At 47.9% G+C, this 12012-nt stretch carries 12 protein-coding genes and 1 pseudogene; 6 read left to right on the top strand and 7 right to left on the bottom strand.

Annotation, left to right across the window (positions count from 1 at the left end; genetic code table 11):
• Positions 1-58 precede the first annotated feature (58 nt).
• From QQ055_RS09035 to QQ055_RS09020, 4 genes and pseudogenes are all read right to left on the bottom strand, one after another.
• Positions 59-1324, bottom strand: a complete 1266-nt coding sequence (locus tag QQ055_RS09035) for a PAS domain-containing sensor histidine kinase (protein ID WP_286004594.1) — start codon at positions 1322-1324, stop codon at positions 59-61.
• 198 nt (positions 1325-1522) lie between these two features.
• The gene (locus QQ055_RS09030; protein ID WP_141724320.1) at positions 1523-1885 is read right to left on the bottom strand and encodes a hypothetical protein; all 363 of its coding nucleotides are present in this window, start codon (positions 1883-1885) and stop codon (positions 1523-1525) included.
• Positions 1886-2011: 126 nt separating this feature from the next.
• Entirely contained in the window at positions 2012-3865 is a 1854-nt protein-coding gene (locus QQ055_RS09025) for a CheR family methyltransferase (protein ID WP_284477168.1), read from the bottom strand.
• 48 nt (positions 3866-3913) lie between these two features.
• Positions 3914-4474: pseudogene (locus QQ055_RS09020) on the bottom strand (chemotaxis protein CheB); the annotation flags it as partial.
• Positions 4475-4803: 329 nt separating this feature from the next.
• On the opposite strand from QQ055_RS09020, the gene apcA reads away from it, so the two are divergent.
• The 5 genes from apcA to QQ055_RS08995 all read left to right on the top strand — a co-directional run bounded on the left by apcA (position 4804) and on the right by QQ055_RS08995 (position 8277).
• Entirely contained in the window at positions 4804-5289 is a 486-nt protein-coding gene (gene apcA / locus QQ055_RS09015) for an allophycocyanin subunit alpha (RefSeq protein WP_069966580.1), read from the top strand.
• A gap of 72 nt (positions 5290-5361) precedes the next feature.
• Positions 5362-5847, top strand: a complete 486-nt coding sequence (gene apcB, locus QQ055_RS09010; RefSeq protein ID WP_069966579.1) for an allophycocyanin subunit beta — start codon at positions 5362-5364, stop codon at positions 5845-5847.
• Between the two features lie 220 nt (positions 5848-6067).
• Complete coding sequence (locus QQ055_RS09005) at positions 6068-6271, top strand: phycobilisome linker polypeptide (protein WP_069966578.1); 204 nt, start codon at positions 6068-6070, stop codon at positions 6269-6271.
• A 161-nt stretch (positions 6272-6432) separates the two neighbouring features.
• The gene (locus QQ055_RS09000) at positions 6433-7665 is read left to right on the top strand and encodes an FtsW/RodA/SpoVE family cell cycle protein (protein WP_284477132.1); all 1233 of its coding nucleotides are present in this window, start codon (positions 6433-6435) and stop codon (positions 7663-7665) included.
• A gap of 3 nt (positions 7666-7668) precedes the next feature.
• Entirely contained in the window at positions 7669-8277 is a 609-nt protein-coding gene (locus QQ055_RS08995; protein ID WP_284477133.1) for a hypothetical protein, read from the top strand.
• Positions 8278-8282: 5 nt separating this feature from the next.
• On the opposite strand, the gene QQ055_RS08990 is transcribed toward QQ055_RS08995, so the two are convergent.
• Positions 8283-9095 carry a FecR domain-containing protein gene (locus tag QQ055_RS08990; protein WP_284477134.1) on the bottom strand — a complete coding sequence of 271 codons (813 nt, stop codon included), beginning with the start codon at positions 9093-9095 and terminating at the stop codon, positions 8283-8285.
• Positions 9096-9179: 84 nt separating this feature from the next.
• Positions 9180-10001: a sulfurtransferase gene (locus tag QQ055_RS08985; RefSeq protein WP_284477135.1), complete on the bottom strand. Its 822-nt coding sequence runs from the start codon at positions 9999-10001 to the stop codon at positions 9180-9182.
• A 213-nt stretch (positions 10002-10214) separates the two neighbouring features.
• Between QQ055_RS08985 and QQ055_RS08980 the strand changes: the two genes are divergently transcribed.
• Positions 10215-11111 carry a tRNA (5-methylaminomethyl-2-thiouridine)(34)-methyltransferase MnmD gene (locus tag QQ055_RS08980; protein WP_284477136.1) on the top strand — a complete coding sequence of 299 codons (897 nt, stop codon included), beginning with the start codon at positions 10215-10217 and terminating at the stop codon, positions 11109-11111.
• On the opposite strand, the gene rsmG is transcribed toward QQ055_RS08980, so the two are convergent.
• On the bottom strand, positions 11108-11842 hold the full coding sequence (gene rsmG, locus QQ055_RS08975) for a 16S rRNA (guanine(527)-N(7))-methyltransferase RsmG (protein ID WP_349775337.1): 735 nt from the start codon (positions 11840-11842) through the stop codon (positions 11108-11110). The two genes, QQ055_RS08980 and rsmG, sit on opposite strands and share 4 nt — an antisense overlap.
• Positions 11843-12012: the final 170 nt, after the last annotated feature.

The raw sequence follows: 12012 nt of genomic DNA, 5'->3' as shown, positions 1-12012 counted from the left end.
TGATTGGCGATTAGAAAGCCTTGAACCCCCCCCGATCCTGAGCGGATTGGGGGTTTTTTTAGCGGCTTCTTAACGGTAAACTGACGCTGAAGGTGGTTCCTACTCCCACTTCGCTGCTAAAGGCGATCGCGCCTCCTTGTAACTCGATCGCTTTTTGGACGATGGAGAGTCCTAAACCTGTACCGGGAATGGTGCCGACGTTACCCGCCCGGTAGAAGACCTCAAAAAGGCGATCGCCATCTTCTGGGGGAATGCCGATCCCGCAATCTTGAATATGGAACAGCGCGCGATCGCCCTGTCTCTCTAGCTCTAAAATAATTTCGCTATGCAGCGGCGAATACTTCAGAGCATTTGAAAGTAAATTACCGAGAATTTGTCTTAAAAGCTTGGCATCCCAGTAGCCAGTTGCTAGTTGATTTTTCTCGACCAGGACAATCTTCTTGGTACTATTATCCAGGCTCATTTCATCAATCAAATTTTGACAGAACGGGACAACTTCAATCATCGAAGGGTTGCATTCCAACTTACCCGCTTCTGCTTGACTAAAAGTCATAATATCTTCTAGCAAATTCACCATATGATCGATGGCTTTTCGCATTTTCAAGAATAACTTATTCGTGGACTCATTTTGGATATTGCTGTAGCGTTCCAATAGCTGAATGGAAATATAAATCACATTCATCGGCGTGCGAAATTCATGAGACACCGTTCGGAGAATGCGCGATTTTAAACTATTCACTTCACGGGCTTCTTGTAACATTCTGTTGGTTGCTTCAGCCTGCTTGCGTTGGGTAATATCCCGAATCAACCAACGCCAACCTAATAATTGCTTTTGACTATCATAAATACTAGATACAGAAATTGTTGCAGGAAATGACGATTGATTTCGAGGCTTAATTATCGTTTCCCAATCTTGTAAAACCACTTGGCGATTCCCTGCATCAGCCTCTGAAGGCGAGCTTTTCAATTTAACCAGCTTCAGGTAAAAATCATGATGACCTTCCCGATCAATAAATATACTCAAAGGCTTGCCGCACAAGTTTTTTCGTCTAACATTAAATAGCTTTTCTGCACTATAATTCGCCTCTACAATTCTCCCTTGAATAGTTGTCACCAAGTACGGATCGGGCGCAAAATCAAAAAGCTCTTGATAGCGCTGTCTTTCCCTTTCAATTGCGATTCTAGCTTCTACTAATTCTTCATTTTGTTGATGCAACTCTTCAATGGCAACATGCAATTCTTCAATCACATTTGGTAATTCACCAAAAGCTTCTTGAACTAACTGTTCGTTCAACTGAGAAGAATTCTCAGCTTCTTTTTGCATTTTTTGTAAGCGATTTTGGGCTTTTCTAAGCTGATTTGAAAATTGCTCGGTGTACATAACGCTTAAAGCTGATTGTTATAAAGTAAAAGCACCCTGTTTGCTATTTTATAAGCGTTAACCAATAAAACTATTGGTCTGGGGTTATTATTGAATGTATTAATTTAGTTTTTGTCTCATCAAGCCCCGATCCAGAGATTTTTATTTCACCTCCTTAATCCGAGCTTGAGATTGCTCAATGTGGTCTTGGGCTAACTCGGCAAATTCTCGAATCGCTTTAGTATACTCTTCCGTAGCCTTGCTGTGTTCTTCAACAGACGCTTCATAGGCTTGATTTGCCGCCTCACCGCTCGATTCAAAGGCTGTTTTCGCCAGCTCAAAAGCATTTTTGGCGTGCTGTTGAACCAGCTCCCCTTGGCGTTCAATAAACTGACCCGCTGCTTGGGAACTGGCAGATTGCTGCAAAGTTTTTCCTCTCTCTACAAGCTGCATTCCGTGGCGTTCGGCTAAACGAGCATGTTCCATTGCTAATTGAGTGCGCTCTTTGGCAACTTCGTGCGGCATCGAATTTTCCTCCATAATCCTTGTCAATAGCCTGCAATCGTTCCATAAGTAGCAGCTTTATCCCCATGAAATCGCCTATCGCTAGGCTGAAGTTATCCTGAGATGAGCAAATCTTGACTTTTTAGTTCAACTTTCTATTTCTTCCATTAATAAAATGACCCCTCGTCGTTGATTTTCCTCATGACCATTTAACGGAGTAATACTGACTCGACATTGAATCGCGCGTCCCCGGCGGTTAGTGGCTTGTAAAATTGCTTCTTGATATTTTTCGCTTCCAACTAAACAATTACGAATCGGCTCTCCTAAATGTTCTACAGGTAAGCCAATATCTAGACTAAACAGCGAATGACCCTGAACTTCCTCAGCGCGGAGTCCCCAAAGGTTCTCGGCTTCTCCATTCCACGTCAAAACATTGTATTGACGATCGATAACCACCACTCCTCCCCGCAAGCTGCCAAGAATTGAATTTAAAAACGCATTGCTTTGATTTAACTCAACAGTCCGAATTCGCAGTTCGTCATTAATGGTTTGGAGTTCCTCGTTGGTGGATTGCAATTCCTCATTCATTGTTTCCAATTCTTCATTGGTGGATTGCAATTCCTCGTTGGTGGTTTCTAACTCTTCATTGGTGGATTGCAGTTCTTCATTGGTGGTTTCGAGTTCCTCATTACTCGATTGCAATTCTTCATTTGCCGTTTCGAGTTCCTGGTTGTAGCGATGCAACTCCGCTTGTAACTCATGATAGCCCGTGACATCAATAAAGCTGATGCTAACGCCGATATACCCATTAGTGTTGGTCTGAAGCGGGGTAATCTGTACATCCAGAAACTGGGGGAGTTTGTCTGGCTGCGTGTAGTGGACGCTTGAGATTAAGATTGAATTGCGATCGCTGTAAACTTTTTCGATGTGCGATCGCAATTCCACAGGACGGTAAGAGATCTCCAAATCCTGTAAGGGTTTGCCCACATCTTGTAGGTTAATTCTAAATAAAGACCTTGCTAAACTGTTTGCCATGACCAAAGTGCCATTGAAATCAACGACAATTTGAGCAACCGGCACGCTATTAAAAGCCGCTTCTCGCAATTGCATATTGATGGCTAATCGATTCTCTGCTTCTTCATCTCCAGTTTGGGCCAAAACCAACAAGCGATCGCGCGGATTAATCCGCGATACCCGTGAGAAAATTCGATGCTGCAAACTCAGGGGGGTAAATAAGCTGCTATGGGTTAACAACATCTCAGCCTTGCCCAGAAACAATGCACCTGAATCGTTTAAAGCAAAATGGAACCGCGACAAAATCCGTCTTTGCGTTTCCGCATTAAAATACATCAACGTATTGCGGCAAACTAACAAATCTAAACGAGAAATAGGAGCATCTTGAACCAAGTCGTGGCGACCAAAAATCACAGCCCGTCGCAAGTCTGCCCGAAAGACATAGCGCCCTGTCACCACATCGAAATATCGCTCTAATAAAGCCGTTGGAATTGCTTCAACGGCTTTTGCTTCATAGCTGGCTTGACGAGCTTGCGCTAGGGCTTCTTCATCAACATCGGTGGCATAAATTTTGACCCGTTGGCGAAACTGCTCGATATCTAAATGCTCTGCGAGCAACATCGCTAGGGTATAGGCTTCTTCTCCAGAAGCGCATCCAGCACTCCAGACGCGAATAGGCAGATCTGGAGTTTTTTGCGCCAGAATCGCTGACAAAATCTGAGTATCGAGATATTTCCAAGCTTCTGGATCTCGAAAAAAACCCGTAACGTTAATTAAAACCGTATTGAATAAAGCTGAAAACTCTTCTGGATGAACTTCGAGATAGTCTAGATAATCGCCAAAAGTTTCTAGACCGCGAACCTGCATTTGTTTGCGGATGCGTCGCTTCAGAGAAGAGGGTTTATAGCCTGTAAAATCAAAGCCGCGTACCTGTCTTAAATATTCTAAAAGGGCTTCAAATAAACGATCTTCTTCATTAATAGCCATTGGGATTTTAGGCGTTGAGCCAATGAGCCTGATTAGGTTAGAGGATATTTCATCAATCGGCAAAAGTAAATCAACAGCGCCAGTATCGAGGGTCGATTGGGGCATTCCCTGATATTCTGCTGTGGCTGGGCATTGAGCAATGACAATACCGCCCATCCGCTTAATGGTTTGAACGCTGAGGGAACCATCTCGATCGGTACCCGTTAGGACAACCGCGATCGCATTTTCGCGATAACTGTAAGCCGCCGATTCAAACAGTAACTCGGCTGAAGGGCGGACGTGATGAACGAGTTCGGTTTGAGTCAGCGATAAGGTGCGATCTGCATTAATAATCAGGTGGTAATTCGGAGGGGCAACGTAAATCTGTCCGCCCATCAACAAGTCGCCCATTTCTGCTGGTTTGACCTTCAGGGCGGTTTGGCGAGCAAAAATTTCTGGTAGCAGGGAGGGAATTTGGCGAGAGAGATGCTGAACGATCGCGATCGCCGCCGGGAAATCGCTCGGTAACTCCCCAATGATAGTCGCAATAGCTTTGATGCCCCCAGCCGATGCTGCGATCGCAACAATCTTGGAAGCAGGCTGGCGATCGTCGAGGTTGGCAGCGCTCATTAAGATTATCCCGATACTCTCTCATCATCCTACTCCCAATGGCAGGCACCGTCTGAGATTGCGGCGCTCAAAGCGGCTGAAAAAATGAGGAATAACATTAAAAAATGTTAAGAACTGATTTAGGATGCGAACGCAATGCCGCAAAATAATTGCGGATAGTCACTGAGTTACCTGCTCAAGAAAAACCAATGACGGCGAGAAAAGCTCAGGCATAACCAAGCGACTCTCAACTTCACTCACTCAAGCAGGACTCAACTCAGAACGGCATTGGCGTAAGCCAGCTATTATCAGACCCACTTGGTTACATATCTTTTTGGAGGAATCCACGAATGAGTATCGTCACGAAGTCAATCGTGAACGCTGATGCTGAGGCTCGCTATCTCAGCCCTGGCGAACTGGATCGGATCAAAACCTTTGTCACCTCTGGCGAACGCCGTCTGCGTATTGCTCAAACCTTAACCGACTCTCGCGAGCGCATCGTTAAGCAAGCGGGCGACCAACTCTTCCAAAAACGCCCTGACGTTGTTTCTCCTGGTGGAAACGCTTACGGCGAAGAAATGACCGCCACCTGCTTGCGCGACCTCGACTACTACCTGCGCCTGATCACCTACGGAATCGTTGCAGGCGATGTCACCCCGATCGAAGAAATCGGTATCGTTGGCGTTCGTGAAATGTACAAGTCTTTGGGAACCCCCATTGACGGCGTTGCTGAAGGCGTTCGCGCAATGAAGAACGTTGCTGCTTCCATGATGTCTGGTGAAGACGCAGCAGAAGCTGGCTCTTACTTCGACTACGTGATCGGTGCAATGCAGTAAGGGTTGCCTCAACCGCTTACCGAATCAACCGAAAAACAATCCCAGTAATCGTAAGTTCAAACGAAAACGACAATGCAAGACGCAATTACCTCTGTAATCAACGCTTCCGACGTCCAAGGTAAGTACCTGGATACCTCCTCCTTAGAAAAACTCAAAGGCTACTTCAAGACTGGCGAACTGCGCGTTCGTGCAGCAACCACCATCAGCGCTAACGCTGCTGCGATCGTGAAAGAAGCAGTTGCTAAGTCCTTGCTGTACTCTGATATCACCCGTCCCGGTGGTAACATGTACACCACTCGTCGTTATGCTGCTTGCATCCGCGACCTCGACTACTACCTGCGTTATTCCACCTACGCAATGCTCGCTGGCGATCCTTCCATCCTCGACGAGCGCGTTCTCAACGGTTTGAAAGAAACCTACAACTCCTTGGGCGTTCCCGTTTCTGCTACCGTTCAAGCAATCCAAGCCATGAAAGAAGTCACCGCTAGCTTAGTTGGCGCTGACGCTGGCAAAGAAATGGGCGTTTACTTCGACTACATCTGCTCTGGCTTGAGCTAGGCACCCGCTGTAGCGCTTAAGGCTAAAGTCTTCAGCCCTACAACTTATAGAGTCTGGGTAGTCTAGAGTGAGTCTTAGCCTGTGAAAAGCCTTTGGTGAAACATCGATGGGTTTGAACAGTCTAAAATTGACTCTTGACACTCAGACTTTAAAATTGTCAAATTTAATCGATCCATAAGAATTCAAAGTTTTCCTCACCCTTTCAGGAGCTAATCGACTCATGCGGATGTTTAAAGTTACGGCTTGCGTTCCTAGCCAAACTCGTATTCGGACTCAGCGCGAACTCCAAAACACCTACTTCACCAAGCTCGTTCCCTACGAAAACTGGTTCCGCGAGCAGCAACGCATCATGAAGATGGGTGGCAAAATCCTCAAAGTAGAACTCGCTACAGGTAAAGTTGGCACCAATACAGGTTTGCTCTAAACGCTAATTTTTAGGCTTTTCAGTTCAGTGATGTGGTTCGGGAGGTTTTCATAACCTCCTTTTTGTTTGACTTCCCCACTCAGCACTCAGCACTCAGCACTCAGCACTCTTTTCCCCATGTAGGCTAAAATTTTAGCGTTCCTCATGCTAGCCGTGCGATTTTGGATATTCGTTCCCTTTCTCCCTGGTTTGATAGTCCGTCCCAACAATGGGCGATTGAAGCTCGCCTTTTGCGGTGGTTAACCTTTCTTTGGTTATTTATTGGACTCGTGGCTTTGTTTTCCGCTTCTTATCCTATTGCGGAAGCTGAGTCGGGGGACGGTTTGTATTATGTGAAGCGCCAATTGCTTTCTGTGCTATTTGGCTCGGTGGGATTTACGATTTTAATCCGCTTCCCCTTACGCTATGCCTTGAGTATTGCCAATTGGGCGGTTTTATTTCTGTTAGGCTTAATTGTTGCAACGCTGATTCCTGGGGTAGGAACGACGATTAATGGTGCGACGCGCTGGCTATTTTTAGGATCTTTCCCGCTACAACCCTCGGAACTGATTAAGCCGTTTTTGGTTTTACAAAGCGCTCGTTTGTTTAGTCAGTGGGAACGCCTGACGGTGAAACATCGGGTGAAGTGGCTATTGATTTTTGCGGCTGTTTTGGTGGGAATTCTGCTACAACCCAACTTAAGTACGGCTGCTTTTTGCGGGATGACGCTATTTTTGGTGGCGTTGGCGGCGGGTTTGCCCTATCTTTATTTGGGAGGAACTGCGATCGCGGGTTTTCTGTTAGCTAGCCTCAGCGTGACCATTAACGAGTACCAACGGCGGCGGATTCTCTCGTTTCTGAACCCGTGGGCCGATCCGGGACAAGATGGCTATCAGTTGATTCAAAGCCTACTGGCGATTGGTTCCGGTGGTTTTTGGGGGGTGGGTTTGGGGATGTCTCAACAAAAGTTATTTTATTTACCGATTCAATATACTGACTTTATTTTTGCGGTCTATGCCGAAGAGTTTGGCTTAGTTGGGAGTTGGCTGTTTATGCTGTTGCTTGGCGCTTATGCCACGTTGGGGTTATTGGTGGCTTTGAAGGCGCGGCGACTGATTTATCAATTGGTGGCTATTGGCGCAACGACTTTAATGGTGGGACAAGCGTTAATTAATATTGGGGTAACGACGGGGGTTTTACCGACCACGGGATTGCCTTTACCCTTATTTAGTTATGGGGGGAACTCCATGATTGCCAGTTTGCTGGCGGCGGGTTTGCTGATTCGCGTGGCGCGGGAGAATCATGAGGCGGATGTGGTTTCTTTAGAACATCATCGCCGCAAAACGCGCAATTCTAATCGTCCGACATCTCCCCCACCCCAACGCCTTCGCAAGCCTCAACAACCCAGAGGTTAGGCGATGGATGAGGTGCTGCTAGGTCGATATTTGAGTTTGACTGAGTTTTGTACTTGTACCCAAACCTATCGCCAGTATGCGGAGTTGATTCATCCGTTTCCTGAAAATCCCCAGGAAACGATTCCCGCACTCCAAGCCTTAAACCAGCAGATTCTCGATCCGATTATTGAGCATTTTGGGCGATTCCCGCAGGGATTCTCCGGTGGAGACGCTGCGCGAACGCTTCGCGAATCGCAATTTCAACTCACCTATGGGTTTTGTTCCCCTGATTTAAGAAAGTTCTTGGAACGTAAAGATCCGATAACTGGCTTAAAAAATGGCAGGGTTGCGCCTCATTTAGACCAGCACATGGCCCATGAGGTGAAGAAGACTACTCAGTATTATTGCGATCGCCTGGGGGCTGCTTGCGATTTTAGAATCCTGAATACGCCTAGCTGTCAAGTGGTGGAGTGGATTTTGCAACAAAAATTACCCTTCGACTCGCTTTATTTTTACGGAAGCGATCGCCCCATCCATATCAGCTATGGCCCCCAGCATAAACGCGACATTTGGACGTTTACTCAAACAGGCGTTCCCACTCGCAAGGGAATTGAAGGCTGGTTAAATCTCTGAGTTTGTTAAGAGGATGGGGAACGAACCCCGCTGAACTGTTCGAGATCGGCCAGTTGTATCCAAGGCGTTTGGGGGGGTTGGGGTTGGGCTAGGGCTTCTTGGATTTCGGCTCTAACTGCTGCGATTCCCGCAGGGATTCTCCGGTGGAGACGCTGCGCGAACGCTTCGCGAATCGCGCGATCGTCCGTTATTTGTGGATCGCGACTATTTAAACTTAAGTCTTGGGCTAACTCATTAGTTTCATAGAACTGATTGAGGTCAAAATTATAAACCGCCTCCAGGCGATCGCGCACCAGTAGCGCCAATTGTCCGGCTTGGATACCTTGTCTTTGCGATCGCGTCCGGTTAGCTACCTCAATCCCGCTATTGGTTAGCGCCGCAACAATAGTAGTATCGTTATTGGGAAGATAACGGACAAACAACGCCGAACCGCGAATTCCCGCCGCCGCATTGGGCGTATTAATTTGCGTCGTTCCCCGCCCTGGGGGGACTAATAACAACAGATTGCCATTCGATAACCGAAAATTGCGCGTATTCGGCACAAACCGAAACACCGCACTTTCTCCCACCCGCGCCAGGGAACCATCATTAAACCGTAACTCCGCCAGAGAAGCAAGTCCTGTGGAGATGGCATCTTCCGATCGCATTTCCTCAGCAATTCGGGCAGGGCGCGGGGTTTGCTGCCGGGGAATCAATTGAACTTGGTTGCGAACCGTTTGAATCACTGCCCGCGTCAGCGGTGTTTGGGCAGTCGCAGGAGGCGCTAGCACAACTGCAAACAAGACCAAGCAGAAGAGAAGAGCGAATTTGCGAAGCATGGTTGTAGACTCGTAGTAAAAATCGCGGTCTCTATCACTTTTTAGGGGCGAAATCTCCAAATTATGGGGGAAGTGTAGAAGGTTTTATGCATAAGAACACCAATCGCTCCAACTTCCAGCATAGAGCTTGCTACCCTGAATTCCAGCAAGTTCTAGCGATAGCAAATTAACGCACGCCGTCACCCCCGAACCGCAATAAACAATCAGTTCTCGATCGGCTTCAATGTCTTGCCAGCGTTGGCGTTGCGCTTCCTGGGATTTCACAAAACCGCGATCGTCTGTCACCTCTTGCCAAGGATAATTGATCGCCCCTGGAATATGGCCGGCAACCGGATCGATCGGTTCGCGTTCTCCCAAATAGCGATCGCGTTCTCGCGAGTCAATCAAGACAACACCCGGTAAATCTTTTCGCGCCTTAACCGCCTCAATATCCACCACAGCATCAGCCTGCACTTGGGGCGTAAAACTTCCGCCCAGACGCGGTTCCGGCACCTCCTCACTCACCGGATATCCGGCCGTTTGCCAAGCGCTGAAGCCCCCATCTAACAGCGAAACGCGATCGTGACCCAAATGGCGCAATAACCACCACAACCGCGCAGCAAACGCCATTCTAGAGTCATCGTAAACCACGACTTGAGTCTGATTAAACTTGATGCCTAGCCCTTCTAGCTTGCGGGCTAATTCTCCCCTATCCGGTAGCGGGTGGCGTCCCCCATGTTGCTGTACCGGACTCGATAAATCTCGATTTAAATCGAGATAATACGCCCCCGGTAGATGACTGGCGAGATATTGCTGTCGTCCCAACTGCGGATCGTTCAACGCAAAGCGACAATCAATAATAATGATTTCAGGATCTTCGAGACGGTCAGCCACCCATTGCGGTGCAACAATTAGAGGAGTATTCATATTAAGTTTAAAGTGCAAAGTTCCAACAGAACCGAACCCGGTCAGAGTTTGAGGACCAATTGACTGACACTCACTGCTGAAAGTCCTATGTTGTCGTCGTAGGTTGGGTTAGCGCCATTCGTAACCCAACAGCCGCTGGTTGTGTTGGGTTTCGTACCTCAACCCAACCTACTATCTTGATTGTCAGTCAACCCGGTTTGAGGGACAAAAGCAATGCTTAGAAACATGGAAGATAACCCATCGGTGTCCTACCAGCCTCAAACCACAGCAGATGGTTCATTCACCTTTTTTTCCGATGAGTTTGGCGAAGCCTTTCATAGCAGTCACGGCGCGAGATTAGAAGCCGAACTCAAATTTATTGTACCGACTCAACTGGCTCAGAAGGCATTGCGATTCGCGCCAGCCAAAATTCACATCCTCGATATCTGCTACGGATTAGGGTACAATACCGCCGTCGCCCTCGAAACCCTTTGGCAAGCTAATCCCCATTGTCAGATAGAATGGCTAGGTTTAGAACGAGATATCATCGTTCCCCAAAGCGCCATTAACCATCACTTTCTAGAGCATTGGTCTACCCCAGTTCGCGATATCCTCCAGCAGTTAAGTTCTACCCAAACTTGCCAAACGCCCCAATTGCAAGCCCAATTGCTGATTGGCGATGCTAGAGAAACCCTCAAACACGTTCATCAGCAAGGTTTTCTCGCCGATGCCATCTTTTTAGACCCCTTTTCGCCGCCCCATTGTCCGCAATTGTGGACTGTAGAATTCTTAAGTCTTGCGAGTCAATGTCTCAAACCTGATGGACGGCTGGCGACCTATTCTTGTGCGGCGTCAGTGAGAATTGCCTTAATGCAAGCCGGATTAAAGATTGGTTCAACCGAACCCTTCGGAAGGCGATCGCCAGGAACCATCGCCAGTTACACTGAACTAGACTTACCCCCCCTATCCCCACAAGAACAAGAACACCTGCAAACCACCGCCGCCATCCCCTATCGAGATCCGCAGCTTAACGATCCGCCAGAACTCATTTTGCAACGTCGCCGCCAAGAACAGCAAGCCTCTAGCTTAGAACCTACCACCCACTGGAAAAAACGCTGGTCTACCCGCTAACCTAAAGGTTGAGAAGCCGGAACCCCAACCGCGCGGGGAAACTCCGCCGGAGTCGGCTTATCTTTAGACAAATAAACGCAATGACGCACCCCTTGGGTTAAAGGCGTTGTAAAAGCATCCACAGACTCTATTGCGCCTCCCAACTGCTGAAGCGCCAATTCCAACCCCTCCGCCTCCTCAGCCGTCCAATGTCCGCGATACAAAACCGCCTTCCCCCCCACCTTCAGCAACGGTAAAGCATACTCTGCACAAACAGGCGCAGCCGCCACCGCCCGAATCATCGCTACATCATACTTTTCGCGATACTGAGGTAATTGTCCCACCGCTTCCGCCCGACCGACAACCGCCGTCGCATTCTTCACCCCCATTTCCCGCAACAGAGAAGTTAAAAAAGCCATGCGCTTGCGAATAGAATCCAGAAGCGTTACCTGAGTTTGGGGTAAAACCAAAGCCATCGGAATACCCGGAAATCCCGCCCCCGTCCCAATATCAATCGCTTTCGCCAAAGTATCAGCTTGCAACCATCCCTTAATTCCCCGCAACGAATCCCATAAATGCTTTTCCCAAAACTCCTCCGGCTGAGTAATGCGGGTCAAATTCAGCCGCGTATTCCCCTCCAAAATCAACGCATAAAGCTGTTGAAACTGCTGTTGCTGCGCCGCTGAAGGTTCCCATCCTAGGGTATTCTGCCACTGATCAGTCATTTCTGGCAGCATCAATGAATCGTGCATGAGCAAGCTAAGACAATGTATTTTCCAAGTTTTCCATTGTCTCGCATCTCAAAGGGAATTGGGAGTTGGGAGTTAGGGTTGGGGAAGAAGAGGATGGGGAGGTGGGGAGATGGGGGGAAAGAAGGGGAACTGGGAGTTGAGAGTTAGGAGTTGGGGGAAGAAGAGATGGG

This window comes from Geitlerinema calcuttense NRMC-F 0142, from assembly GCF_030285425.1.
The sequence above is the reverse complement of the archived record's forward strand: the minus strand, read 5'-3'. Positions and strand labels throughout refer to the sequence as shown.

Bases quoted from the DNA above. Each gene is read 5' to 3' on its own strand.
- QQ055_RS09030 (WP_141724320.1), bottom strand. From the start codon at position 1,885: ATGCCGCACGAAGTTGCCAAAGAGCGCACTCAATTAGCAATGGAACAT.
- rsmG (WP_349775337.1), bottom strand. From the start codon at position 11,842: ATGCACGATTCATTGATGCTGCCAGAAATGACTGATCAGTGGCAGAAT.
- QQ055_RS09035 (WP_286004594.1), bottom strand. From the start codon at position 1,324: ATGCAAAAAGAAGCTGAGAATTCTTCTCAGTTGAACGAACAGTTAGTT.
- QQ055_RS09005 (WP_069966578.1), top strand. From the start codon at position 6,068: ATGCGGATGTTTAAAGTTACGGCTTGCGTTCCTAGCCAAACTCGTATT.
- apcA (WP_069966580.1), top strand. From the start codon at position 4,804: ATGAGTATCGTCACGAAGTCAATCGTGAACGCTGATGCTGAGGCTCGC.
- apcB (WP_069966579.1), top strand. From the start codon at position 5,362: ATGCAAGACGCAATTACCTCTGTAATCAACGCTTCCGACGTCCAAGGT.
- QQ055_RS08985 (WP_284477135.1), bottom strand. From the start codon at position 10,001: ATGAATACTCCTCTAATTGTTGCACCGCAATGGGTGGCTGACCGTCTC.
- QQ055_RS09025 (WP_284477168.1), bottom strand. From the start codon at position 3,865: ATGGCTATTAATGAAGAAGATCGTTTATTTGAAGCCCTTTTAGAATAT.
- QQ055_RS08980 (WP_284477136.1), top strand. From the start codon at position 10,215: ATGCTTAGAAACATGGAAGATAACCCATCGGTGTCCTACCAGCCTCAA.
- QQ055_RS08995 (WP_284477133.1), top strand. From the start codon at position 7,669: ATGGATGAGGTGCTGCTAGGTCGATATTTGAGTTTGACTGAGTTTTGT.
- QQ055_RS08990 (WP_284477134.1), bottom strand. From the start codon at position 9,095: ATGCTTCGCAAATTCGCTCTTCTCTTCTGCTTGGTCTTGTTTGCAGTT.